The following is a 24022-nucleotide window of genomic DNA, read 5'->3' as shown; positions in this document are numbered from 1 at the left end:
TCCGCGGGCCGGCGCATCGATTCAGCAAGACTGTGAAGGACGTTCGCGTGATGAGACGTAACCAGTGGTTGGCAGCCCCGCTCGGCGCAGCCACCGCCGCAGCGCTGCTCAGCGGTTGCGGTTCGACCGACGGCTCGCCCGCCGAGGGCGGCAAGGGCGTGGTCATGGGCATATCCGACAAGGTGAAGTCCACCGACCCCGCCGCGGGCTACGACCCGGGCTCCTGGCTGCTCTTCAACAACGTCTTCCAGTCGCTGCTGAGCTTCCCCAAGGGCGCCACCACCCCCGAGCCCGACGCCGCGCAGTCCTGCGCCTTCGAGGGCGGCGACAGCAAGGTGTACAAGTGCACCCTGAAGCCGGACCTGAAGTTCAGCAACGGCCACCCCCTCACGTCCGAGGACGTGAAGTTCTCCTTCGAGCGCACGCTCAAGATCAACGACCCGAACGGCCCGGCCGTCCTGCTGTCGTCGATCGCGGGCATCGACACCCCCGACGACAAGACCGTCGTCTTCCGCCTCAAGACGCCCGACGCGACCTTCCCCAGCAAGATCGCCTCGGGTGCCGGCTCCATCGTCGACCACGCCGAGTACCCGGCCGACCGGCTCCGCACCGACGGCAAGGCCGTCGGCTCCGGCGTCTACAAGCTCGACTCGTTCAACGACAAGAGCGCCAACTTCTCGGTCAACGGGGCCTACACCGGCAAGGCCAAGCCGAAGAACACCGGCGTCACGCTGAAGTTCTTCAACCAGGACCAGGCCGCCCTGAAGAAGGTCCTCGAAAGCGGCGACGTCGACTTCGCCTTCCGTGGCCTGGCCGCCAAGGACATCGCCAGCCTCGCCTCGACCAAGACCGGCAACAACAGCATCGAGGTCGTCCAAGGCACCGGCGCCGAGGTCCAGCACCTCGTCTTCAACATGAAGGACGAGGTCGCCGGCAAGCTCCCCGTCCGCAAGGCCATCGCCTACCTCGTGGACCGCGAGGCGCTCGTCAAGGACGTCTACGAGGGCACCGCGACCTCCCTCTACTCGGTCGTCCCTGCCGGCATCGGCTCCCACAACACCGCCTTCTTCGACCGCTACGGCGGCAGCCCGCAGCCGAAGAAGGCCGAGGCCGTCCTCCGCGCGGCCGGCATCAAGGACAAGGTGAAGATCACCCTGTACACGACGCCGAGCCGCTTCGGTCCCGCCACGGACCAGGAGATGGCGCTCATCGCCAAGCAGCTGAACGACAGCGGCCTGTTCGATGCCGACGTCAAGTCCGTCGAGTACGAGCAGTACGAGAAGGACATCGCCGCCGGCAAGTACGGCGTCTACATCCAGGGATGGGTTCCCGACTACCCGGACGCCGACAACTTCACGCAGCCGTTCTTCGGGCCGAACAACGTCCTGAACAACAACTACGACAACAAGGAGATCTCCCAGACGATCATCCCGGCGACCTCCGCCAAGGCCGACCGCTCCGCGGCCACGCCGGACTACACCCGCCTCCAGGACATCGTCGCCGACGAGATCCCCCTCCTGCCCCTGTGGCAGAGCAAGCAGTACGCGGTGACCCGCCAGAACGTCACCGGCCTGCAGTGGTCGCTCGACGCCTCCACCGTCTTCCGCTTCTGGGAGATCAGCAAGGGCTGAGCAGCCCCGCAACGCCGACCGGCCCGTGCCGCCTCCCTTCCGGAGGCGGCACGGGCCGGTCGCATTCCCGGGGAGGGGGACAGACCCTAATGGGCGGCGCCCGGCCGGACCAGGCCGCTCTCGTACGCGTACACCGCCGCCTGCACCCGGTCCCGCAGGCCCAGCTTCGTCAGGACGTGGCCCACGTGCGTCTTGACCGTCGTCTCGCTGACGAACAGGTCCGCCGCGATCTCCGCGTTCGACAGGCCCTTGGCCACCAGCTTCAGCACCTCGACCTCCCGCTCGGTCAGCGTCCCGAGCGAGTGCGGGACGCGCTCCTCGCCCGACGGCAGGTGCACCGCGTACTTGTCCAGCAGCCGCCGCGTGATGCTCGGCGCCAGCATCGCCTCGCCGCCCGCCACCACCCGGATCGCCTGCACCAGCTCGACCGCCGGCGCGTCCTTCAGCAGAAACCCGCTCGCCCCCGCCCGCAGCGCCTCCACCACGTACTCGTCCAGGTCGAACGTCGTCAGCACCAGCACCTTCGCCGGGCCGTCCCGGCCCGGGCCCGTGATCTGCCGGGTCGCCTCGACCCCGTCCATCCGCGGCATCCGGATGTCCATCAGCACCACGTCCGGCTGGAGCGCCCGCACCTGGTCCAGAGCCTGGAGGCCGTCCCCGGCCTCGCCGACCACCGCCAGGTCCGGTTCGGCCTCCAGGATCATCCGGAAACCGGTGCGCAGCAGCGGCTGGTCGTCGACCAGGAGGACGCGGATCGCCACAGGGGACACCTCGGGTTTCGGTTCGGCGGCTTCGGTGGACGCCCCTCATTGTGCCCTGATCGGATGATCAGGAGTCCGCCGGACGCTCCGGGCTCCCCGCCGGGCGCGGAACCGCCGCCCGCGGCACCACCGGCAGCGGGTAGACCGGGGGAGTGCCCCCGAACTCCGGGCACACCGCCCGGTGGTCGCACCAGCCGCACAGCTTCGTCGGCCGCGGCCGCCAGTCGCCCGTCTCCGTCGCCTCCCGGATCGCCTCCCACAGCGCGTGCAGCTTGCGCTCCACCCGCTCCAGGTCGGCCGGCACCGGGTCGTACGTCAGCACGTCCCCGCTGCCCAGGTACACCAGCTGCAGCCGCCGCGGCACCACCTGCCTGAGCCGCCACACCACCAGCGCGTAGAACTTCATCTGGAACAGCGCGCCCTCGGCGTACTCCGGGCGGGGCGCCTTGCCCGTCTTGTAGTCGACGATCCGGACCTCGCCCGTCGCCGCCACGTCCACCCGGTCGATGATCCCGCGCAGCCGGAGCCCCGACTCCAGCTCCGCCTCCACGAAGAACTCCCGCTCCACCGGCTCCAGCCGCGTCGGGTCCTCCAGCGTGAACCACCGCTCGACCAGCGCCTCGGCCTCCGCCAGCCAGCGCGCGAGCGCCTCGCCGCCGTCCCCCTCGGGGAACAGCTCCGCCAGCTCCGGCTTCGCCTCCAGCAGCCGCTCCCACTGCCCGGGAACCAGCGCCTTCGCCCGCGGGGCCGTCCGCTCCGCAGCCGGGTGGTCGAACAGCCGCTCCAGCACCGCGTGCACCAGCGTGCCCCGCGTCGCCGCCGCACTCGGCTTCTCCGGCAGCCGGTCGATCACCCGGAACCGGTACAGCAGCGGGCACTGCATGAAATCGCCCGCCCGCGAGGGCGACAGCGAAACGGGGGCCGCGGCGCCCGGCGCCGCACCGGCACCCGCAGCGCCGGACAGGGGACCGGGGCTCGTCATCATGCACAGAACCCTACGGCCCGCCGCGGACAGCCACACGCATACCATCGACGCCGGGCCCCCTCGCACTGCATGATCGGTGCATCACACCGCGCTACCGCGCGGCCCCGGCCGCACCCACCCGGCCCGTGGACCACACTGGAAAGCACCCCCCGGGGGGCACCCCCGCCCCGGACAGCACCGACCGAAGGACAGCCGTGGCAGACACCGACCACACCGGCGAGCGCCCGGACAAGCGCCCCGGACCGGGCGGCGGCATCCTCATGGGCCGCCCCTTCGGCGTGCCCGTCTACGTCTCCCCCAGCTGGTTCCTCGTCGCCGCCCTCATCACCTGGGTCTTCGGCGACCAGCTCGACCGCGTCCTGCCCGACCTCGGCCCCGCCCGCTACCTCGTCTCCCTCTTCTTCGCGGTCGCCTTCTACGGCTCCGTCCTCGTCCACGAGCTCGCCCACACCGTCGCCGCCCTGCGCTACCGGCTCCCCGTGCGCCGCATCCAGCTCCAGTTCTTCGGCGGCGTCTCCGAGATCGAGAAGGAGTCCGAGACCCCCGGCCGCGAGTTCGTCCTCGCCTTCGTCGGCCCCCTGCTCTCCCTCCTCCTCGCCGGCGCCTTCTACCTCGGCATGACCGCCGTCGAAGCGGGCACCGTCCCCGGCGTCCTCCTCGCCGGCCTGATGGTCTCCAACCTGCTCGTCGCCGCGTTCAACCTCCTGCCCGGCCTCCCCCTCGACGGCGGCCGCATGCTCCGCGCCGTCATCTGGGGCATCACCGGCAAGCCCATGGCCGGCACCGTCGCCGCCGCCTGGGTCGGCCGCGGCCTCGCCGTCGCCGTCCTCCTCGGCCTCCCGATGATCACCCACACGGGCCTCCTCGGCACCCGCGGCGAAGAGGCCGGCGGCATGAGCACCGTCATGGACGCCCTCCTCGCCGCGATCCTCGCCGCGATCATCTGGACCGGCGCCGGAAACAGCCTCCGCATGGCCCGCCTGCGCGAGCACCTGCCCGAGCTCCGCGCCCGCGCCCTCACCCGCCGCGCCGTGCCCGTGGAGCACGCCACCCCGCTCTCCGAGGCACTGCGCCGCGCCAACGCCCACGGCGCCCGCGCCATCGTCGTCGTCGACGGCCAGGGCGAGCCCAACGCCATCGTCCGCGAGAGCGCCATCGCATCCGTCCCCGAGCACCGCCGCCCCTGGGTCGCCGTCAGCTCCCTCGCCCAGGACCTCACCGACGGCATGAAGGTTTCCGCAGAGCTCGCCGGCGAGGAACTCCTCGACCGCCTGCGCGCCACCCCCGCCACCGAGTACCTGGTCGTCGAAGCCGGCGGCGAGGTCTACGGCGTCCTGTCCACCCTCGACGTCGAGAAGGCCTTCGTGAAGGCCATGGCACGGCCCCGCCCCTGAAGCCAATACACTGGTCACATGTCCGAACCGACCGGTGCCGCCCGCCGTCGCGGGCCCTTCAAGGTCGGGGACCAGGTCCAGCTCACCGACCCCAAGGGACGCCACTACACGTTCACGCTCGAAGCCGGGAAGAACTTCCACACCCACAAGGGTTCCTTCCCGCACGACGAGCTGATCGGCGCTCCCGAGGGCAGTGTTGTCCGTACCACGGGGAACGTCGCGTACCTCGCGCTGCGACCCCTGCTCCCCGACTACGTCCTGTCCATGCCCCGCGGCGCCGCCGTGGTCTACCCCAAGGACGCGGGCCAGATCCTGGCCTTCGCCGACATCTTCCCCGGCGCCCGCGTCGTGGAGGCGGGGGTCGGCTCCGGCTCGCTGAGCAGCTTCCTGCTCCGCGCCGTCGGCGACCAGGGCATGCTCCACAGCTACGAGCGCCGGGCGGACTTCGCCCAGATCGCGCAGGAGAACGTCGAGCGCTACTTCGGCGGCCCGCACCCCGCGTGGCAGCTGACCGTCGGCGACCTCCAGGACAACCTGTCCGACACGGACGTCGACCGCGTCATCCTCGACATGCTCGCCCCCTGGGAGTGCCTGGAGGCCGTCTCCAAGGCCCTGGTGCCCGGCGGCATCCTCTGCTGCTACGTGGCCACCACCACCCAGCTCTCCAAGACCGTCGAGTCCATCCGCGAGATCGGCTGCTTCGCCGAACCCCAGCCGTGGGAGTCGATGATCCGCAACTGGCACGTCGAGGGCCTGGCCGTGCGCCCCGACCACCGGATGATCGGACACACCGGCTTCCTGGTCACCGCCCGCCGCCTCGCGGACGGCGTCGAGCCCCCGATGCGCCGCCGCCGCCCCGCCAAGGGCGCCTACGGCGAGGACTACGAGGGACCGGGCAGCGGCTCGGGCGGCTCCGGCGACCGCGGCTGACCGCCGCACGGACCCGCACGCGCACAACGCAAAGGCGCTGCGGCGCAGTTCCCCGGACCGACCGGGAACTGCGCCGCAGCGCCTTTCCGTTGCCCCTACGGGACCGCCCCGCGCACCGCCCGCCGCCTCCGGGAGGCCGCCGTACCGCCTGCACCGGCCGGGCCGGACCCGCCCGTTCCGTCCCGGTGTGAGGTATGGCACGATGCTGGCTCCCCGTCATCCCCCGCTCAGGAGACACCCCGCGTGCCGCACCGCACCGCCGCGCCGGAACCCGCGCACAGCAGCAGGCCCGTCCACTGGCTCGCCACGGCCTGCGCCCTGGCCGCCGTCATCGCCGCGGCGGGGCTCCTCCGGCCCGCCACCGCCGCCGGCCCCGCGGTCGGCGCGGAAACCCGTACCGCCACCGGCGGCGCACAGGCCCCGCAGGCCGCCGCCCCGGACGCCGCGGCCGTCGCGTACCCCCTCGACTGCAAGGGCGCCCCCGTGGCCGTCACCGCCACCGCCCAGGGCGACCTCGACGGCGACGGCCGGCCCGAGACCGTCGCCGCGGTCCGCTGCGACGCCGGCTCCGGCACCCCGCCGCACGCCCTCTACGTCCTGACCGCCGACAAGGCGCCCGGCGCCGCGCCCCGCCTCGTCGCGACCCTGTTGGAGGCCGCCGCCCGCAAGAGCGCCGACGACCTCACCGTCCGGGACGGCACCGTCACCGCCCGGCTCCTCGGCTACTCCTCGCCCGAGGTCCCCCGCTCCAGCCCCGACGTCCGCCAGCTCGCCAAGTGGCGCTGGACCGGCGGGAAATTCCGCCAGGAGCTGACGAACATCTCCACGGGGAGTGTTTGAACCGTCACTCGGCGTCGGGGCCGTACACCTCGACGCCGTCCGAGACGCGCCGCACGTGGATGCAGTCGCCCGGACACTCCTTCGCCGAGTCCACCACGTCCTGGAGCAGCGGCAGCGGAACCGGAGTGGTCGCCCCCGGGTCCACCAGGAGCTCGTCCTCCGAACTCTTCACGTAGGCCAGACCGTCGATGTCCAGCTCGAACACCTCCGGCGCGTACTGCACGCAGATGCCGTCACCGGTGCACAGGTCCTGGTCGATCCAGACCTCGAGCGGCTCGCCCGCCTGCCCGGCGCCGCCTGCGCCACCGGCGGATGCTTCCTGCTGCACGGTCATATCCCCTGCCGTTCCCTGCCCTGAGTGACCCGTTCCCGCCACATGCCGCCGGCAAGTCGCGCCAGCTCTGACGGGTGTTGAACGCTTCGACCTTACAACCGGCCGCTTTCCGATGTTGAAGGGTGGGTATTTCCCTGGCGTGAGGGAGTACGCAAGGGTGAAGATCGGACACACCCCTACCGTCTTTGTGATCTAGGGGTTTCAATCACCACCAGCCCAGGTAGGGTCAGGAAGCGTCCAGCTCCCCTTGGAGGAGGTGAGGACCGTGGCAGCCCACGACGACGACATCAACCGCGGCATCCGGCCGGGGCGGGGGTCCGATGACCCCGCCGGCCAGGTTGCCTATCTCGAGCAGGAAATCGCCGTCCTGCGACGTAAGCTCGCCGACTCTCCGCGGCACACGAGGATTCTCGAAGAGCGGATCGTCGAGCTCCAGACAAACCTGGCCGGCGTCTCCGCACAAAACGAGCGACTGGCAAATACGCTCCGTGAAGCGCGCGACCAGATCGTGGCGCTCAAGGAGGAAGTGGACCGGCTCGCGCAGCCGCCGGCCGGATTCGGTGTCTTCCTCCAGGCGAACGAGGACGGCACCGTCGACATCTTCACGGGGGGCCGCAAGCTCCGCGTGAACGTCAGCCCCAGCGTCGACCCGGAAGAGCTCCGGCGCGGCCAGGAGGTCATGCTCAACGAGGCCCTCAACGTGGTCGAGGCCATGGAGTTCGAGCGGGCCGGGGACATCGTCACCCTCAAGGAGATCCTGGAGGACGGCGAGCGCGCCCTGGTGATCGGGCACACCGACGAGGAGCGGGTGGTCAGGCTCGCCGAGCCGCTGCTGGAGGCCACCATCCGCCCCGGCGACGCCCTCCTGCTCGAACCCCGCTCCGGCTACGTCTACGAGGTCGTCCCGAAGAGCGAGGTCGAGGAACTCGTCCTCGAAGAGGTCCCGGACATCGACTACGACAAGATCGGCGGCCTGGGCGACCAGATCGAGCTGATCCGCGACGCGGTCGAGCTGCCCTACCTCCACCCGGACCTGTTCAAGGAGCACGAACTGCGGCCGCCGAAGGGCATCCTGCTCTACGGCCCGCCCGGATGCGGCAAGACGCTCATCGCCAAGGCCGTCGCCAACTCCCTTGCCAAGAAGGTCGCCGAGGTGACCGGCCAGCCCGCCGGGAAGTCCTACTTCCTGAACATCAAGGGCCCCGAGCTCCTCAACAAGTACGTCGGCGAGACGGAGCGGCACATCCGCCTCGTCTTCCAGCGGGCCCGCGAGAAGGCCAGCGAGGGCACCCCCGTCATCGTCTTCTTCGACGAGATGGAGTCCCTCTTCCGCACCCGCGGCTCCGGCGTCAGCTCGGACGTGGAGAACACCATCGTCCCGCAGCTGCTCGCCGAGATCGACGGCGTGGAGGGCCTGGAGAACGTCATCGTCATCGGCGCCTCCAACCGCGAGGACATGATCGACCCGGCGATCCTGCGGCCCGGCCGCCTCGACGTGAAGATCAAGATCGAGCGCCCGGACGCCGAGGCCGCGAAGGACATCTTCGCGAAGTACCTCAAGGCCTCGCTGCCGCTGCACTCCGACGACCTCGCCGAGAACTCCGGCTCGCCCGAGGTGGCCGTCCACAGCATGATCCAGACGGTCGTCGAGCAGATGTACGCGGAGTCCGAGGAGAACCGCTTCCTCGAGGTCACGTACGCCAACGGCGACAAGGAAGTCCTCTACTTCAAGGACTTCAACTCCGGAGCCATGATCCAGAACATCGTGGACCGGGCCAAGAAGATGGCGATCAAGGCCTTCCTGGAGCACCGCCAGAAGGGCCTGCGGGTCGCCCACCTCCTCCAGGCCTGTGTGGACGAGTTCAAGGAGAACGAGGACCTGCCCAACACGACCAACCCGGACGACTGGGCCCGGATCTCCGGCAAGAAGGGCGAGCGGATCGTGTTCATCCGCACCCTCGTCACCGGAAAGCAGGGCGCCGACACCGGACGCTCCATCGACACGGTGGCGAACACCGGTCAGTACCTCTGACCGGAGGGCGGCTGCGGGTGCCCCCACCGGGCACCCGCAGCCGACTGCGTTACCGGCCGCTTTTCAGCCGTGACAGGGCGGAGCCGATGACGGAAATGATCTCCCGAGCGGCGTGGAGTGGTTCTAGGCTCGTCCGTACCGCCGCATCCGCAACAGCAGTGCGGTGACGGGCACCGCACACGCACCGGACCACCAGCGGTACTTGAGCGCCGCTCCCGAGCGGGAGCGCCGCCGGGCAAGGAGGGCCGCATGACCGTACGGCGAGTAATGGGGATCGAGACGGAGTACGGGATCTCCGTCCCCGGTCACCCGAACGCCAATGCCATGCTCACCTCGTCCCAGATCGTCAACGCCTACGCGGCGGCGATGCACCGGGCGCGACGCGCCCGCTGGGACTTCGAGGAGGAGAACCCGCTGCGGGACGCCCGCGGCTTCGACCTCGCCCGCGAGGCCGCCGACAGCAGCCAGCTGACCGACGAGGACATCGGCCTGGCCAACGTCATCCTGACCAACGGCGCGCGGCTCTACGTCGACCACGCGCACCCCGAGTACAGCTCGCCCGAGATCACCAACCCGCTCGACGCGGTGCTCTGGGACAAGGCCGGCGAGCGGATCATGGCCGAGGCGGCCGTCCGGGCGGCCCAGCTGCCCGGCGCCCAGCCGATCCACCTCTACAAGAACAACACCGACAACAAGGGCGCCTCCTACGGCACGCACGAGAACTACCTGATGAAGCGGGAGACACCCTTCTCGGAGATCGTGCGCCACCTGACACCCTTCTTCGTCTGCCGACAGGTGGTCACCGGCGCCGGCCGCGTCGGCATCGGCCAGGACGGCCGCGAGCACGGCTTCCAGATCAGCCAGCGGGCGGACTACTTCGAGGTCGAGGTCGGCCTGGAGACGACGCTGAAGCGGCCCATCATCAACACGCGCGACGAGCCGCACTCCGACGCGGAGAAGTACCGCCGGCTCCACGTGATCATCGGCGACGCGAACCTCTCCGAGATCTCCACCTACCTCAAGCTGGGCACGACGGCCCTGGTCCTGTCCATGATCGAGGACCAGTTCATCACCGTCGACCTGGCCGTGGACCAGCCGGTGCGCACCCTGCACCAGGTCTCCCACGACCCGGACCTGCGCCACCTGATCACGCTGCGCAGCGGCCGCACGCTGACCGCGGTACAGCTGCAGATGGAGTACTTCGAGCTGGCCCGGAAGTACGTCGAGGAGCGTTTCGGGGCCGACGCGGACGAGCAGACCAAGGACGTGCTGGCCCGCTGGGAGGATGTGCTCGGGCGCCTGGAGCGGGACCCGATGAGCCTTTCGGGGGAGCTGGACTGGATCGCCAAGCGGGAGATCCTGGAGGGCTACCGCAGGCGCGACGGGCTGGACTGGGACGCCGCCCGGCTGCACCTGGTCGACCTCCAGTACGCGGACGTGCGCCCCGAGAAGGGCCTGTACAACCGTCTGGCGGCCCGCGGGAAGATGAAGCGGCTGGTGTCCGAGGAGCAGGTGGAGCGGGCCGTCGGCAAGCCGCCGGAGGACACCCGGGCCTATTTCCGCGGGCGGTGCCTCGAGCAGTACGCGGACGACGTGGCCGCGGCCTCGTGGGACTCGGTGATCTTCGATCTGCCGGGGCGCGACTCCCTCCAGCGCGTCCCGACGCTGGAGCCGCTGCGGGGCACCCGCCAGCACGTCAAGGAGCTCCTGGACCGCTGCCACACGGCGGAGGACCTGGTGCGGGTGCTGAGCGGGAGCTGAACGGCCGGCCCCGGTGATCCCGGGGCCCGGAGGGGGCTGAAACAGCCCGCTCCAGGGAATCATGGAGAGACCCGGACGTTGTGAAAGTACGGGGACGAACGCCGGGCCCGCCTTGTAGGGTCCGACGTAGGGTCTGATCTTGAGGGATCCCGATCCCGGGGTCCCTCGTCACGAGCGCGCGAACCGAGCGGGGTGAGGTAGACATGGCGACCAAGGACACCGGCGGCGGACAGCAGAAGGCCACTCGCTCGACCGAGGAGGTCGAGGAGCAGGCCGCGGAAGCGCAGTCCGACCTCAAGGAGCGGCAGGAGAAGCTCTCCGACGACGTCGACTCCGTACTTGACGAAATCGATGACGTCTTGGAGGAGAACGCCGAGGATTTCGTGAGGTCATTCGTCCAAAAGGGTGGTCAGTGAGGGCCGCTTAGGCTTATTGGCCTTCGAATCGAAGGTGCGGGGGGCTGTGGCCGAGAACGTGCCGGAAGGCATGAAGCGCTGCTCTCGGTGCAAGCGCGTACAACTTCACGAGGCATTTGCGAGCAACCGCTCGATGAGGGACGGCCTCCAGGCGTATTGCCGAGAGTGCCAGGCAGAGCACTACAAGGCGCGCCAGGAGGCCGCGGGACGGACGGTGCGGGTGAAGATTCCCGTGCCGTCCGGCCACAAGCGGTGCCCTGACTGCGGGGAGACCAAGCCGCACTCCGAGTGGGAGCCGAACCGGACGAGCTCCGACGGCTGGTCCAGCTATTGCAAGGAGTGCCGGGCCCAGCGGAATCGGGCGAGCTACTTCAAGCGCAAGTACGGCATCACGGAAGCCGAACGCGACGAGATGATCGCTGCTCAGGGCGGTGTCTGCGTGATCTGCCAGATAGGTCCGGCGGAGCATGTGGATCACGATCATGAGACGGGTAAAGTCCGAGGCGCACTGTGTTTCAGCTGCAACGCAGCCTTGGGGCAGTTCAAGGATCGGCCGGACGTCATGAGGCGTGCAGCCGCTTACGTGGAAGGAAACCTGTGGAACCCAACACTCGTGGCACAGGGCGTCTGCCGGCAGCCTTCCTGACGCCGGGGTCGTCGTCCTTCATGGACTTCCTGGGCGCGCACGCGCCCGAGATGCTGCCGGGCAACCGGCAGCTCCCGGAGGGGATCGTCGAGGCGCCGCACGGCACGACCATCGTCGCCGCCACCTTCCCCGGCGGGGTCGTCCTCGCCGGCGACCGGCGCGCGACCATGGGCAACATGATCGCGCAGCGGGACATCGAGAAGGTGTTCCCGGCGGACGAGTACAGCGCGGTCGGGATCGCCGGCACCGCCGGCCTGGCCGTGGAGATGGTCAAGCTGTTCCAGCTGGAGCTGGAGCACTTCGAGAAGGTGGAGGGGACGACCCTCTCGCTGGAGGGCAAGGCCAACCGGCTCTCCACCATGATCCGCAGCAACCTCGGCATGGCCATGCAGGGCCTGGCCGTGGTCCCGCTCTTCGCCGGCTACGACGAGGGCAAGGAGAAGGGCCGCATCTTCTCGTACGACGTGACCGGCGGCCGCTCCGAGGAGCACGGGTACGCCGCGACCGGCTCCGGTTCGATCTTCGCGCGGGGCTCCATGAAGAAGCTCTACCGCCCCGACCTGACGGAGGAGCAGGCCACCACGCTGGTCGTCCAGGCGCTGTACGACGCCGCGGACGACGACTCGGCCACCGGCGGCCCCGACCTCTACCGCAACATCTACCCGATCGTCACCGTCATCACCGACGAGGGCTTCCGGCGGCTGAGCGAGGACGAGTCCCAGGACGTCGCCCGCCGGGTCACCGACCGCCGCCTCCAGGAGCCGGACGGCCCGCGCGCCGCCCTGCTCTGATCCGCCACAGTCCTCCAGGAGCCCAGAAGAAAGGGACGGTCAGCCGGTGTCGACTCCGTTCTACGTCTCTCCCCAGCAGGCGATGGCCGACCGGGCGGAATACGCCCGCAAGGGCATCGCCCGCGGTCGCAGCCTCGTCGTGCTGCAGTACGCCGACGGCATCGTGTTCGTCGGCGAGAACCCGTCCCGCGCGCTGCACAAGTTCAGCGAGATCTACGACCGGATCGGCTTCGCGGCCGCCGGCAAGTACAACGAGTACGAGAACCTGCGGATCGGCGGCGTCCGCTACGCCGACCTGCGCGGGTACACCTACGACCGCGACGATGTGACGGCCCGTGGGCTCGCGAACGTCTACGCGCAGACGCTGGGCACCATCTTCTCCAGCGCCGGCGAGAAGCCGTACGAGGTGGAGCTGGTCGTCGCCGAGGTCGGAGCGACGGCCGCGGGCGACCAGATCTACCGGCTGCCGCACGACGGCTCGATCGTGGACGAGCACGGCTCGGTCGCGGTCGGCGGCAACGCGGAGCAGATCAGCGGCTTCCTCGACCAGCGGCACCGGGACGGGATGACCCTGTCCGAGGCGCTGAAGCTGGCCGTGCAGGCGCTGTCGAGCCAGGCGAACGGCGCGGAGAAGACCATTCCGGCCGAGCGGCTGGAGGTCGCGGTGCTGGACCGCACCCGCTCGCAGCAGCGCAAGTTCAAGCGGATCCGCGGCCGGCAGCTGGCGCGGCTGCTGGAGGCGGACGTTCCGGCGGCCGCCCAGGCCGATGCCGTCTCCAACGACGAGGCTCCCGAGGACGCCGAGGAGTAGGAGCGGCGGCGCGGCCCCCGGGCCGCGCCGGACGACGGGAGTACGGGCGCGGGCCGTCCGGGTCCGCCTCGCAGGAGGGGCGGGCCCGGGCGGCCCGCTTCCGTTCAGGGGCGGGCGGCGGCCGGCGGCGGGGCCGTGGAGTCCCGTACGACCAGGCGGACGGGGATGTCGGGGGCGGTCCAGCCGCTCCCGTCCAGGACGGCGAGGAGGGCGGACATGCCCTGCTCGCCGACCTGCTCGGCGGGGAGGGCGACGGTGGTCAGCTCCGGTTCCACGGCGGTGGCGAGGGCGAGGTCGTCGAAGCCGGTGACGGAGAGGTCCTCGGGGACGCGCAGGCCGAGGCGGCGGGCGGCCTTGCAGGCGCCGGCGGCCAGGAGGTCGTCGTCGCACACCACGGCGGTGGGCCGCTCCCCGGGGGAGGCCAGGGCGGCCTCCATGGCCGTGCGGGCGGCGGGCACGGAGAGCGGGGCCCGCACCGTGCGCAGCTCGGCGCGGGGGTGCAGGAGGGCGGCGAGGGCCTCGGCGCGGACGTCGAAGGTCCAGCTCTCGACGTCGGCGGCGAAGTGCAGGAAGCGGCGGTGGCCGAGGCCGAGGAGGTGTTCGGCGACCTGGCGCATGCCGTCGGCCAGGGCGAGGTTGACGCGGGCGGCGGCCCGGCCGCCTCCGGGGCCGCTGTCGAGCATGACCAGGGGCAGCTCGGCGCCGCCGATGGCGTCGAGGGCGCCGGCGGCCATGGAGGAGGCGATGACGCCGTCGAGGGCGGCGCTGGCGGAGGGGAAGGGGTCGCGGGCGGGGCCGATGCCCTCGGGGGAGGGGTAGAGGACGACGCCGAAGCCGTGCGCGGAGGCGACGCGGGCCGCGCCGGTGTACACGCGGGCGAAGTACTCGCTCGTCAGGGCGGGGACGACGAGCAGGGCGGTGCGGGTGCTGCCGAGGCGCAGGTTGCGGGCGGCCAGGTTGGGTCGGTAGCCGAGTTCGGCGGCGGCCTCGCGGACGAGTCCCGCGGTGCGCTCGGAGACGCGGCCGCGCCACTTCCCGCCGAGGACGAGGGAGACGGTGGCCTGGGAGACCCCGGCCGCGCTCGCGACGTCCCGGCTGGTGGGTCTCGTCACACGGGGCTCCTGGAGTACGAGGTCGGCGGGGTGCGGCCCGTCGTCCGGGTGGACCCGCGGGCTGCCGCCATGGTACGTATGACCCGTCTAGTTATACGTATTACCCCGGCGGGATCCGGGCAGAAGGGGGCAGAAGATGGCCGCGGGATACGCGGAGCTGCTCAGGACCCGGCACGCCGCGCGGCTGCTGGCGGGCACGCTCGTCGGCCGCCTGCCGAACGCCACCGCCGCGATCGCGATCGTGCTCTTCGTCCGCGCCGAGGGCGGCAGCTACAGCCTCGCGGGCGCCCTCGCCGCCGTCTACGGCGTCGCGAACGCGGTGGGCCAGCCCCTGCTCGGCCGGGCCGTCGACCTCTTCGGACAGCCCCGCGTGCAGTTCCCCGCGGCCGTGGTCTCCGCGCTGGGCACGGCCTGGCTGGCGCTCGCCGGCACCGGCTCGGCCGCGGCCGCCTACACCGCCGTGGTGGTCGCCGGCTTCTTCACCCCGCCGCTGGAGGGCGGCCTGCGCGCCCTGTGGCCCTCCGTGCTCGGCGACCGCGAGGACCGGGTGCACGCCGCGTACGCCCTCGACGCGGTGGCCCAGGAGGTCATGTACACGGTCGGCCCGCTGCTGGTGACCCTGTCCGTGGCCCTGTGGAGCCCGGCCGGGGCGCTGCTGGCGATCAATGCTCTCGGCGTCCTCGGTGCCCTGTCCGTGGTGCTCAGCGAGCCCTCCCGCGCCTGGCGCTCCGAGCCCCGCGAGGCCCACTGGCTGGGCGCCCTGCGCTCCCGGGGCCTGCTGGCGCTGCTCGGCGCCTTCTTCTTCGTCGGCACGGCCCTCGGGTCCATCACGGTGGCCGCCATGGCGTACGCCGACGGCCACGGCGGCCAGGGCGTCTACGGCTGGATGATGGCCGCCCTGGGCCTGGGCGCCCTGGTCGGCGGCGTGGCGTACGGGGCGCGGCAGTGGAGCGGTCCGGCCGAGCGGCGGCTGCTGTGGCTGGTGGCCCTTCTCGCGCTGGGCTACCTGCCGCTGTTGCTGACCCCGGGCGCGGTGGCCATGACGGCGCTCACGGCGCTGGCCGGCGTCTTCCTGGCGCCCGCCATCGCCTGCGCGTTCATCGTCGTCGACCGGCACGCCCCGGCGGGCACGGTGACGGAGGCGTTCTCCTGGCTGGTGACCTTCTTCGGCGTGGGTGCGGCCGCGGGCACGGCGGCGGCCGGCCCGGCCGTGGAACTGGGCGGAGTGACGTCCGGGTTCGCAGTCGCCTGCGCGGCCGGGGCGGCGGCCCTGGCCGTGCTGACGGCCACTCAGCGGATCATGTCCGCCCCCCGCCGGTCCCGGACGGTGACGGGCTCCGCGGGACTGGTCCCGGAGGGTGACGGGACCCTGCTCGTCGACAATTGATCGAAACGGCGTTCCCGAACCCGGTTTCAGGAGAGGCCCAAAGGCGTAATGTTCAGTCATGGACCGCCGCATTTTCGGGCTGGAGAACGAGTACGGCGTCACGTGCACGTTCAGGGGACAGCGCCGACTGTCTCCTGACGAAGTGGCGCGCTACCTCTTCCGCCGTGTCGTGTCATGGGGCCGCAGCAGCAATGTCTTCCTGCGGAACGGCGCCCGCCTGTACCTCGACGTGGGATCGCATCCGGAATATGCAACTCCCGAATGCGACAACGTGACCGAACTGGTCACCCACGACAAGGCCGGCGAGCGCATTCTCGAGGGCCTCCTCGTCGACGCCGAGCGCCGTCTGCACGAGGAGGGAATCGCGGGCGACGTCTACCTCTTCAAGAACAACACGGACTCGGCGGGCAACTCGTACGGCTGCCACGAAAACTATCTGGTGGCGCGGCACGGGGAATTCTCCCGCCTCGCGGACATCCTCATTCCGTTCCTGGTCACGCGGCAGCTGATCTGCGGGGCGGGCAAGGTGCTCCAGACGCCGCGGGGCGCCGTCTACTGCGTGAGCCAGCGCGCCGAGCACATCTGGGAGGGCGTCAGCTCCGCCACGACGCGCTCGCGCCCCATCATCAACACGCGCGACGAGCCGCACGCGGACGCCGAGCGCTACCGCCGCCTGCACGTGATCGTGGGCGACTCGAACATGTCCGAGACGACCATGCTGCTCAAGGTCGGCTCCACCGACCTCGTGCTGCGCATGATCGAGGCGGGCACGGTGATGCGGGACCTGACCCTGGAGAACCCGATCCGGGCGATCCGCGAGGTCAGCCACGACACCACCGGCCAGCGCAAGGTGCGGCTGGCGAGCGGCCGCGAGGCCTCCGCCCTGGAGATCCAGCGCGAGTACTACGACAAGGCGGTGGACTTCGCCGAGCGCCGAGGGATCCGCACCGGCACGGTGGACCGGGTGCTGGAGCTGTGGGGCCGCACGCTGGACGCGATCGAGGAGCAGGACCTCGGCCGGATCGCGACGGAGATCGACTGGGTCATGAAGCACCAGCTGATCGAGCGCTACCGCGCCAAGCACGGCATGACCATGTCGAACCCGCGGGTGGCGCAGATAGACCTCGCCTACCACGACATCCACCGCCGGCGCGGCCTGTACTACCTGCTGGAGCGCAAGGGGCAGGCGGCGCGGATCTGCAACGACCTCAAGATCTTCGAGGGGAAGTCGGTCCCCCCGCAGACCACGAGGGCGCGGCTGCGCGGCGACTTCATCCGCCGGGCGCAGGAGCAGCGGCGCGATTTCACGGTGGACTGGGTGCACCTGAAGCTGAACGACCAGGCGCAGCGGACCGTGCTGTGCAAGGACCCGTTCCGGGCGGTCGACGACCGCGTGGAGAAGCTGATCGCCGGGATGTGACGTACCACCGATCCGCCCCGGGGCCCCGTACGGATCTCGTACGGGGCCCCGCGCACGCCTTAGAGTGGCGACGACCGTTGCCGTCTGAGATCTGAGGAACACGTGCGCCGACTTGCCGGCCTGCTGGTCGTACCCCTTCTGCTGCTGTCGACAGCAGCCTGTGGCGACAGCGGCTCCGACTCCGCCGACACCAAGGCCGAGATGAAGAACGGGGTGCCCGCGATCACCAAGGGCGCCAAGTTCGGGGAGACCCCGACCCTCTCCAAGGGCGAGGGCCAACCGCCCAAGGAACTGAAGGTGGAGACCATCAGCGAGGGCACCGGCCCCGTGCTGAAGAAGGGCGACGTCGCCCAGGTCAACTACCTCGGCCAGGTCTGGGACGGCACCGAGCCGTTCGACCAGAGCTTCGGCAAGGGCAAGCCCTTCGAGGTGACGATCGGTGCGGGCGCCGTCATCAAGGGCTGGGACCAGGGCCTGGAGGGCCGCAAGGTCGGCAGCCGCCTCGAACTGGTCATCCCGCCGGACCTCGGCTACGGCGAGAAGGGCTCCCCGCCCAAGATCAAGGGCGGCGCCACGCTCGTCTTCGTCGTGGACATCGTCAAGGGCACCAGCATCCCGGCCTCCGCCACCGGCAAGGAGGTCCCCCAGGGCGACAAGGCCCTCCCGCAGATCGGCACCAACACGGACGGCAAGGAAGTCTCCGTGGCCGTCCCCAAGGACGCCGAGCCGCCGGCCAAGCTGGTCTCGAACTACGTGCTGGAGGGTGACGGCCCGGCCGTCAAGGACTCCGACAGCGTCGTCGTGAAGTTCCACGGCAAGACGTGGAAGGACGACAAGACCTTCGAGAGCACGTACGCCCTCGACCAGACCGTGACGTGGCCCATCGGCGACATCTCCGTCAAGGGTCTGAAGGAGGGCCTGGTCGGCAAGAAGGTCGGCAGCCGCATCCTCCTCGTCATCCCGCCGGACCAGGGCTTCGGCGACAAGCAGCAGGGCACGATCCCGGCGAACTCGACGCTCGTCTTCAGCCTCGACATCCTCACAGTGATGTAAGACTGTCCCGGTTGTCCCTCCAGCCACCGCTGGAGGGGCCCGTTCACCGTTTTGAGGAGCAGTTCCGTGAGCGACAAGCTCGAGAAGCCCGAGATCGACTTCCCCGAGGGCCCGGCCCCGGCCGACCTCGTGATCGAGGACATCTGGGAGGGCGACGGCGCCGTGGCCACGGCCGGTTCCAAGGTCTCCGTGCACTACGTGGGTGTCGCCTTCTCCACCGGCGAGGAGTTCGACGCCTCCTGGAACCGCGGCGCCCCGCTCCAGTTCATCCTGGGCATCGGCCAGGTCATCAAGGGCTGGGACAAGGGTGTCGAGGGCATGAAGGTCGGCGGCCGCCGCAAGCTGACGATCCCCGCCCACCTCGCCTACGGCGACCACAGCCCGACCCCGGCCATCAAGCCGGGCGAGACGCTGATCTTCGTCTGCGACCTGATGGGCGTCTGACCCGCCACCGGCAGCACCGCAGGGGCCCCCGCCGTGAGGCGGGGGCCCTCGCTTTTGCCCTTGAGCGCCGGGGCGGTACGGTCAACGGTCACGGAACCCGCACCGCGCGGGAGCAGGAGAAGGGCGGAAGGGCGTCGATGGCGATTGCCAAGGCCGAGCGGCTGATGAACCTGGCGCTGTGCCTGTTGGGGACCCGTCGGCCGCTGAGCAAGCGCGAGCTCCGCGGTTCCATCGAGGCGTACATGGAAGCGGGCAACGACGAGTCCTTCAACCGCATGTTCGAGCGGGACAAGGACGACCTGCGCGAACTCGGCCTGGTCATCGAGACGGTGGAGAACCTCGACGGCGAGACCGGCTACCTGGCGCGCCGCGACAGCAACCGCCTTCCGCCGGTGTCCCTGGACGCGGAGGAGGCCGCCGCCCTCGGCCTGGCGGCGAAGGTGTGGCAGCAGGCCCGCCTCGCCGGCGCCGCCAGCGGCGCGCTGCAGAAGCTGCGCGCGGGCGGCATGCCCGAGGCGGACAACCCCTTCGAGGGGCAGCACAGCGCCATCGAGCCGCGCATCCCGGTCCACGAGGCGGCGTTCGAGCCGCTCATGCTGGCCTGCCGCGACCGCCGGCCCGTCGTCTTCGACTACCGCAAGTCGACCGCCGCCCGGCCCGAGACCCGGCAGGTGGAGCCCTGGGCGCTGGAATGCTGGCGCGGCCACTGGTACCTCGCCGGCCACGACCGCGACCGCGGTGCGGAACGCGTCTTCCGGCTCTCCCGCATCACCGGCAAGGTCCGCTCCCGGGCCGGCAAGTACACCGCCGAGGTGCCCGACGTGGTCACCGTGCGCGAGACCGTCGCCGCCTGGGCGGGGGAGAGCGCGGAGCGGTCCGCCCTCATCCGGCTCCGGGCCGGCGCCGGCTACCCGCTGCGCGCCAAGGCCACCGCCGTCCGCGAGGGCGCCGACGGCTGGGACGAGCTGGAGATCCCGTACGGGCACGGGCTCGATGCCTGGCTCGTCGAGTTCGGGCCGGACGTCGTGGTGGTGGAGCCGGCCGACCTGCGGGCCGACGTCGTGGACCGGCTCCGCGCCGTCGCCGCAGGCTGACAACCCGCCCGCCCGGCCGAACCGGACGGCCGCGGCCCGGACCGCCCGCCGGGCCGCCGCACCCACCGCCACCCGCGCCCGCACCGTACGCACACCGCGCCCCGCCTCCTGCGGGGCGCCCTGAGGGGGAGACCTACCAGCATGGCCGCCAACGCCATCGACCAGACCCGCCGGATGCTGTCCCTGGTGACCTACCTGCGCGAGCGCCCCGGAGCGCACGTCGCCGACGTCGCCCGAGCCTTCGGCATCACCGAGGACGAGCTGATCTCGGACCTCGACGTGCTGCCCATGTGCGGGACCAGCTTCCGCGGCGGCGACCTCCTCGACATCGACACCGACGGCGAGCGGATCTGGTGGCACAACGCCGACGCCTCCGGCGAGTCCACCGCCGAGCCGCTGCGCCTCGCCGCCGACGAGGCGACCGCCCTGCTCGTCGCCGCCCGCGCCGTCGCCACCCTGCCCGGCCTGCGCGAGAGCGACCGCGACGCCCTGCTGCGCGCCACCGCCAAGCTGGAGGCCGCGGCCGGCGAGGCCGCCGGGGCCAGCTCCCGGCTCTCGGTGACCTTCGAGGCCGAGGGCGGCGTCTTCGCCGACGTCGACCGGGCGATCTCCGAGCGCCGCAGGCTCTGGCTGCGCTACTACTCGCCCGCCCGCGACGAGCTCACCGAGCGCACCGTCGACCCGATCCGGCTCTTCGCGGTGGGGCACACGTACATGGAGGGCTGGTGCCACCTCTCCGAGGCGCGCCGCACCTTCCGCCTCGACCGGGTGGCCGAGATCCGGCTCCTCGACGAGCGCTCCGAGCCGCCCGCCATCGAGCCGCGGGACCTGTCCGTCGGGCTGGTGCAGCCGGCCGCCGAGGACCCCGAGGTCGTCGTCGAGGTCGGCCCGGCCGGGCGCTGGGTCGCCGAGTACTACCCCCACGACAGCGCCGAGGAGCTGCCCGACGGCGGTCTGCGCATCACCCTGCGCAGCCCCGACCCGGCCTCCCTGCGCCGCCTCGCGCTGCGCCTCGGCCGCGACGGCCGGATCGTCTCGCCCGAGGCCCTCGCCGGCAGCGCGCGTCAGGCGGCCCGCGAGGCGCTCGCCGGCTACGGCGAACAGGCCTGAGCCGCCGCGCCGCCCGCACGGGGCGGCGCGGGCGGCGGGTCGGCAGTGCAGTGAGGACGTACGGGTGAGGGGAGCGCCGAGGATGTCGCCAATGTCTGGGCCGCGGGGCGGGCACGCCGGTGCCGGGTCGCCGGGCCGGTCCGCCGCGGCCGCCGGGCCGGTCGCCTTCAAGGCGGCCTGCACCGAGTGCCGGGCCCGCTTCGAGCTGGACGCGGCCGCCCTGCGGCTGGTCATCGGCGGCAGCAGGCGGACCACGTTCTACTCCTTCACCTGCCCCCGGTGCGGGTCGGCCGTCCGCAAGCCGGCCGGAGAGCGGATCGTCGAGCTGCTGACCGGCGGCGGCGTGAGCACCCTGCGCAGCGTCTGACGCCGCCGGTGGCCTAGGCTCAGACCCATGCTGTGGCCGATGCTCGCAATCGCCCTGGGGTTCCTCGGGCTCACCGTCCTCGCCGTCCTGGCCCTGCGGGTCTTCGCCGAGGTGCGCAGGCTCGCCGGCCAGGTCGACCTGGCCGGCCGCCGCATCGCCGAAGCCTCCGGGGAACTGGAGCAGGCGGCCTCCGACCTGGCCCGGGCGGGCCGGACGGCGGGCCGCTGACCCGGCCGGGCGGCCGCAGGGCCGGGGGCGGCGGGCCCCTGGCATGCACCGATCAGGCCCGTACCGTCCGGGTGAGCGGTGCGCAAGACGGGATACGCCGGGGGATTGCCGGACGTTAACCCCAGGGGGTTACGATCCTTGCAGCGGCCGTGTCGGATCACCCTGCGCGTCCGCCCGACCACACCCAGCCGTCCGGCGAGAAGGAAGACACACATGATCGGCAATCTGAAGCCCCTCGAGATCCTTCTGATCATCGCTGTCATCGTCCTGCTGTTCGGCGCGAAGAAGCTTCCCGAGATGGCCCGCTCCCTCGGCAAGTCGGCCCGCATCCTCAAGAGCGAGGCCAAGGCCATGAAGAACGAGAACGCCGCGGAGGACGCCGCCGCGCGCACCGCCGACCCGGCGCCGCAGCAGGCCGCCCCGCGCACCATCAAGGCCGCGCCCGGCGACGTGACCAGCTCCCGCCCCGTCGGCGAGCCGAACCACACCGCCCAGGGCTGATCCCCCGGAACCGGCCGCGGTCACGACCGGGCCGCGACAGATCAGGGGACAACGGTCATCGATGCGAGACGAGGGACGTGGGTTGCTCAAGTCTGCCCGCAAGCAGGAGAAGCAAGGCAAGCAGCACAAGGACGCCGAAGGGCGCATGCCGCTGGTCGAGCACCTGCGTGAGCTGAGAAACCGCCTGCTGAAGTCGGTCCTGGCGATCCTCGTGATCACCATCGTGGCGGCCTTCTTCTACAAGGGCATCATCGACTTCCTGCTGAAGCCGATGCTGGACTCCGTCGGCTGCACCAACGGCGTGGTCTCGCAGCGCAACGGCCGGCCCTGCGCCGACATGACCGTCAACGGCCTCATCGCCCCCATCTCGATCGCCCTCAAGGTCTCCCTCATGGCCGGCGTGGTCCTCTCCGCCCCGGTCTGGCTCTACCAGCTCTGGGCGTTCGTCGCACCCGGCCTGCACAGCCACGAGAAGAAGTACGCGACGGGCTTCGTCGCCCTCGGCGCGCCGCTCTTCGGCGCCGGCGCCGTCCTCGCCTACCGCCTGCTCCCGCAGACCGCGACGATCCTCCTCGACTTCACGCCCGAGCACGCCCGCAACCTGCTCCCGGTCGACGACTACCTCGACCTCGTCACCCGCATGGTCATCGTCTTCGGCCTCGCCTTCGAGCTGCCGCTGCTGCTGATCCTGCTGAACTTCACCGGCGTCGTCACCGCCAAGCGCCTCGCCGGCTGGTGGCGCGGCATGATCCTCGGCATCACCGTCTTCGCCGCGTTCGCCACCCCCACCGGCGACCCGCTCACCATGCTCTCCCTCGCCGCGCCGATCGTCGCCCTGTACTTCCTCGCGCTCGGCGTCTGCCTGGTCAACGACCGCAGGCGGCGCCGCAACGACCCGGACGCCGGGCTCTCCGACGACGAGGCCGCCGACCTGGACCTGACCCCCGCCCCGATCGGCGCCGTCGAGGCCGTCCCGGCACCGGCCGCCCTGCCCGAGCAGGCCGACGGCGGCACCCGCCGGGCCAACGGCTACGACGACGCGACCTGACAGGTACATTCACCGGGGTGAGCGCCGAGATCACCCTCTTCGTCAACCCGGCCGCGGGCCGCGGCCGGGGCGCGCACGCCGCGCAGCCGGCCGCCGCCGCGCTCCGGGCCGCCGGGTTCCACGTCCGCACGGTCGTGGGCACCGGCGCCGAGGACGCCCTGGCCCGGCTGCGCACCGCCGTCCGCGGGGACACCGGCGCGGTCGTCGCCGTCGGCGGCGACGGCGTGGTCTCCCTCGCGCTCCAGGCCCTCGCCGGGACGCTCGTCCCGCTCGGCGTCGTCGCGGTCGGGACCGGCAACGACTTCGCCCGCTCCCTGGGGCTCCCCGTCCGCGAGCCCGCCCGCGCGGGGCTGCTGGCCGCCGAGGCGCTCAAGGAGAGCCGCTTCCGCGAGATCGACCTGGGCCGGGCCGACGGCACGTGGTTCGCCACCGTGCTGTGCTCCGGCTTCGACTCGCGGGTCAACGACCGCGGCAACCGGATGCGGCTGCCCGCCGGCCGCTTCAGGTACGACCTCGCCATGCTGGCCGAGCTGGCCGCCTTCCGGCCGTTCCCGTACCGGATCACCCTCGACGACGGGCCCGCCCTGGAGACCGAGGCCACCCTGGTCGCCGTCGGCAACGGCCCCTCCTACGGCGGCGGCATGCGGATCTGCGCGGACGCCGCCCCCGACGACGGGCTCTTCGACGTCGTGGTCGTCGGCGACTGCAGCCGCACCACCCTCCTCACCGTCTTCCCGAAGGTCTACCGGGGCACGCACCTCGGCCACCCCGCCGTCACCGTGCACCGCGCGGCCAGGGTCACCCTGGAGTCCCCGGGCTTGACCGCCTGGGCCGACGGCGAGCCCGTCGCCCCGCTCCCCGTGACCGCCGTGTGCGTCCCCGGAGCCGTCCGCGTCCTCACGTGACCGGGCCCGCCGCCGAGGGTG

Annotated in this window: 23 protein-coding genes and 2 pseudogenes; 21 read left to right on the top strand and 4 right to left on the bottom strand. The window is 71.5% G+C overall.

Going from position 1 to position 24022, the window contains the following annotated elements:
* The first annotated feature begins 47 nt into the window (after positions 1 to 47).
* Entirely contained in the window at positions 48 to 1631 is a 1584-nt protein-coding gene (locus tag ACZ462_RS13495) for an ABC transporter substrate-binding protein (protein WP_467806123.1), read from the top strand.
* 86 nt (positions 1632 to 1717) lie between these two features.
* On the opposite strand, the gene ACZ462_RS13490 is transcribed toward ACZ462_RS13495, so the two are convergent.
* Positions 1718 to 2392: a response regulator gene (locus ACZ462_RS13490; RefSeq protein ID WP_467806125.1), complete on the bottom strand. Its 675-nt coding sequence runs from the start codon at positions 2390 to 2392 to the stop codon at positions 1718 to 1720.
* A gap of 67 nt (positions 2393 to 2459) precedes the next feature.
* A complete protein-coding gene (locus tag ACZ462_RS13485; protein ID WP_467806127.1) occupies positions 2460 to 3377 on the bottom strand; it encodes a RecB family exonuclease in 918 nt (305 codons plus the stop codon).
* Positions 3378 to 3610: 233 nt separating this feature from the next.
* Between ACZ462_RS13485 and ACZ462_RS13480 the strand changes: the two are divergent.
* The 3 genes and pseudogenes from ACZ462_RS13480 to ACZ462_RS13470 form a co-directional block, all read left to right on the top strand.
* Positions 3611 to 4771: pseudogene (locus ACZ462_RS13480) on the top strand (site-2 protease family protein); the annotation flags it as partial.
* A gap of 18 nt (positions 4772 to 4789) precedes the next feature.
* Entirely contained in the window at positions 4790 to 5701 is a 912-nt protein-coding gene (locus ACZ462_RS13475; RefSeq protein ID WP_467806129.1) for a tRNA (adenine-N1)-methyltransferase, read from the top strand.
* 243 nt (positions 5702 to 5944) lie between these two features.
* Entirely contained in the window at positions 5945 to 6541 is a 597-nt protein-coding gene (locus ACZ462_RS13470) for a hypothetical protein (RefSeq protein ID WP_467803626.1), read from the top strand.
* A 4-nt stretch (positions 6542 to 6545) separates the two neighbouring features.
* Here the strand turns inward: ACZ462_RS13470 and ACZ462_RS13465 are convergent, their stop codons facing one another.
* Positions 6546 to 6875, bottom strand: a complete 330-nt coding sequence (locus ACZ462_RS13465) for a ferredoxin (protein ID WP_467803628.1) — start codon at positions 6873 to 6875, stop codon at positions 6546 to 6548.
* A gap of 265 nt (positions 6876 to 7140) precedes the next feature.
* Between ACZ462_RS13465 and arc the strand changes: the two genes are divergently transcribed.
* The 6 genes from arc (at position 7141) to prcA (ending at position 13332) form a co-directional block, all read left to right on the top strand.
* The gene (arc, locus tag ACZ462_RS13460) at positions 7141 to 8907 is read left to right on the top strand and encodes a proteasome ATPase (RefSeq protein WP_467803629.1); all 1767 of its coding nucleotides are present in this window, start codon (positions 7141 to 7143) and stop codon (positions 8905 to 8907) included.
* Between the two features lie 249 nt (positions 8908 to 9156).
* A complete protein-coding gene (gene dop, locus ACZ462_RS13455) occupies positions 9157 to 10668 on the top strand; it encodes a depupylase/deamidase Dop (protein WP_467803631.1) in 1512 nt (503 codons plus the stop codon).
* Positions 10669 to 10871: 203 nt separating this feature from the next.
* The gene (locus ACZ462_RS13450) at positions 10872 to 11084 is read left to right on the top strand and encodes a ubiquitin-like protein Pup (protein ID WP_042803062.1); all 213 of its coding nucleotides are present in this window, start codon (positions 10872 to 10874) and stop codon (positions 11082 to 11084) included.
* 46 nt (positions 11085 to 11130) lie between these two features.
* The gene (locus tag ACZ462_RS13445; protein WP_467803633.1) at positions 11131 to 11730 is read left to right on the top strand and encodes an endonuclease VII domain-containing protein; all 600 of its coding nucleotides are present in this window, start codon (positions 11131 to 11133) and stop codon (positions 11728 to 11730) included.
* Positions 11682 to 12521, top strand: coding sequence for a proteasome subunit beta (gene prcB / locus ACZ462_RS13440; protein ID WP_467803634.1), 840 nt, complete (start codon positions 11682 to 11684; stop codon positions 12519 to 12521). The genes ACZ462_RS13445 and prcB overlap by 49 nt, the downstream gene beginning before the upstream one ends.
* Before the next feature lie 46 nt (positions 12522 to 12567).
* Positions 12568 to 13332, top strand: coding sequence for a proteasome subunit alpha (gene prcA, locus ACZ462_RS13435; RefSeq protein WP_467803636.1), 765 nt, complete (start codon positions 12568 to 12570; stop codon positions 13330 to 13332).
* Between the two features lie 104 nt (positions 13333 to 13436).
* Here prcA and ACZ462_RS13430 read toward each other — a convergent pair whose 3' ends face one another.
* Positions 13437 to 14444: a LacI family DNA-binding transcriptional regulator gene (locus tag ACZ462_RS13430; RefSeq protein WP_467803637.1), complete on the bottom strand. Its 1008-nt coding sequence runs from the start codon at positions 14442 to 14444 to the stop codon at positions 13437 to 13439.
* 136 nt (positions 14445 to 14580) lie between these two features.
* Here ACZ462_RS13430 and ACZ462_RS13425 point away from each other — a divergent pair.
* The 11 genes and pseudogenes from ACZ462_RS13425 to ACZ462_RS13375 all read left to right on the top strand — a co-directional run bounded on the left by ACZ462_RS13425 (position 14581) and on the right by ACZ462_RS13375 (position 24001).
* Positions 14581 to 15880: pseudogene (locus ACZ462_RS13425) on the top strand (MFS transporter).
* Between the two features lie 9 nt (positions 15881 to 15889).
* On the top strand, positions 15890 to 17251 hold the full coding sequence (gene pafA / locus ACZ462_RS13420; RefSeq protein ID WP_467803638.1) for a Pup--protein ligase: 1362 nt from the start codon (positions 15890 to 15892) through the stop codon (positions 17249 to 17251).
* Positions 17252 to 17353: 102 nt separating this feature from the next.
* On the top strand, positions 17354 to 18304 hold the full coding sequence (locus ACZ462_RS13415; RefSeq protein ID WP_467803639.1) for an FKBP-type peptidyl-prolyl cis-trans isomerase: 951 nt from the start codon (positions 17354 to 17356) through the stop codon (positions 18302 to 18304).
* A gap of 66 nt (positions 18305 to 18370) precedes the next feature.
* Entirely contained in the window at positions 18371 to 18748 is a 378-nt protein-coding gene (locus tag ACZ462_RS13410) for an FKBP-type peptidyl-prolyl cis-trans isomerase (RefSeq protein ID WP_114056878.1), read from the top strand.
* Positions 18749 to 18885: 137 nt separating this feature from the next.
* Positions 18886 to 19842 carry a helix-turn-helix transcriptional regulator gene (locus tag ACZ462_RS13405; RefSeq protein WP_467803641.1) on the top strand — a complete coding sequence of 319 codons (957 nt, stop codon included), beginning with the start codon at positions 18886 to 18888 and terminating at the stop codon, positions 19840 to 19842.
* 141 nt (positions 19843 to 19983) lie between these two features.
* The gene (locus ACZ462_RS13400) at positions 19984 to 20952 is read left to right on the top strand and encodes a helix-turn-helix transcriptional regulator (RefSeq protein WP_467803643.1); all 969 of its coding nucleotides are present in this window, start codon (positions 19984 to 19986) and stop codon (positions 20950 to 20952) included.
* Between the two features lie 91 nt (positions 20953 to 21043).
* Positions 21044 to 21319 carry a hypothetical protein gene (locus ACZ462_RS13395; RefSeq protein WP_344331329.1) on the top strand — a complete coding sequence of 92 codons (276 nt, stop codon included), beginning with the start codon at positions 21044 to 21046 and terminating at the stop codon, positions 21317 to 21319.
* Between the two features lie 27 nt (positions 21320 to 21346).
* Positions 21347 to 21547: a hypothetical protein gene (locus ACZ462_RS13390; RefSeq protein WP_467803645.1), complete on the top strand. Its 201-nt coding sequence runs from the start codon at positions 21347 to 21349 to the stop codon at positions 21545 to 21547.
* A 213-nt stretch (positions 21548 to 21760) separates the two neighbouring features.
* Positions 21761 to 22048: a Sec-independent protein translocase subunit TatA gene (tatA, locus tag ACZ462_RS13385; protein WP_467803646.1), complete on the top strand. Its 288-nt coding sequence runs from the start codon at positions 21761 to 21763 to the stop codon at positions 22046 to 22048.
* An 82-nt stretch (positions 22049 to 22130) separates the two neighbouring features.
* Positions 22131 to 23096: a twin-arginine translocase subunit TatC gene (gene tatC, locus ACZ462_RS13380; RefSeq protein ID WP_467803647.1), complete on the top strand. Its 966-nt coding sequence runs from the start codon at positions 22131 to 22133 to the stop codon at positions 23094 to 23096.
* A 17-nt stretch (positions 23097 to 23113) separates the two neighbouring features.
* On the top strand, positions 23114 to 24001 hold the full coding sequence (locus ACZ462_RS13375; RefSeq protein WP_467803649.1) for a diacylglycerol kinase: 888 nt from the start codon (positions 23114 to 23116) through the stop codon (positions 23999 to 24001).
* Positions 24002 to 24022 lie beyond the last annotated feature (21 nt).

The sequence above is a fragment of the Streptomyces sp. NPDC031121 genome (genome assembly GCF_055570615.1).
Note: the sequence above shows the minus strand (reverse complement) of the source record. Positions and strands in the feature narration are given on the sequence as shown.

Bases quoted from the DNA above. Each gene is read 5' to 3' on its own strand.
- ACZ462_RS13400 (WP_467803643.1), top strand. From the start codon at position 19,984: ATGGCCGCCAACGCCATCGACCAGACCCGCCGGATGCTGTCCCTGGTG.
- ACZ462_RS13450 (WP_042803062.1), top strand. From the start codon at position 10,872: ATGGCGACCAAGGACACCGGCGGCGGACAGCAGAAGGCCACTCGCTCG.
- ACZ462_RS13485 (WP_467806127.1), bottom strand. From the start codon at position 3,377: ATGATGACGAGCCCCGGTCCCCTGTCCGGCGCTGCGGGTGCCGGTGCG.
- ACZ462_RS13390 (WP_467803645.1), top strand. From the start codon at position 21,347: ATGCTGTGGCCGATGCTCGCAATCGCCCTGGGGTTCCTCGGGCTCACC.
- ACZ462_RS13405 (WP_467803641.1), top strand. From the start codon at position 18,886: ATGGCGATTGCCAAGGCCGAGCGGCTGATGAACCTGGCGCTGTGCCTG.
- ACZ462_RS13465 (WP_467803628.1), bottom strand. From the start codon at position 6,875: ATGACCGTGCAGCAGGAAGCATCCGCCGGTGGCGCAGGCGGCGCCGGG.
- ACZ462_RS13475 (WP_467806129.1), top strand. From the start codon at position 4,790: ATGTCCGAACCGACCGGTGCCGCCCGCCGTCGCGGGCCCTTCAAGGTC.
- pafA (WP_467803638.1), top strand. From the start codon at position 15,890: ATGGACCGCCGCATTTTCGGGCTGGAGAACGAGTACGGCGTCACGTGC.
- ACZ462_RS13395 (WP_344331329.1), top strand. From the start codon at position 21,044: ATGTCTGGGCCGCGGGGCGGGCACGCCGGTGCCGGGTCGCCGGGCCGG.
- dop (WP_467803631.1), top strand. From the start codon at position 9,157: ATGACCGTACGGCGAGTAATGGGGATCGAGACGGAGTACGGGATCTCC.
- tatA (WP_467803646.1), top strand. From the start codon at position 21,761: ATGATCGGCAATCTGAAGCCCCTCGAGATCCTTCTGATCATCGCTGTC.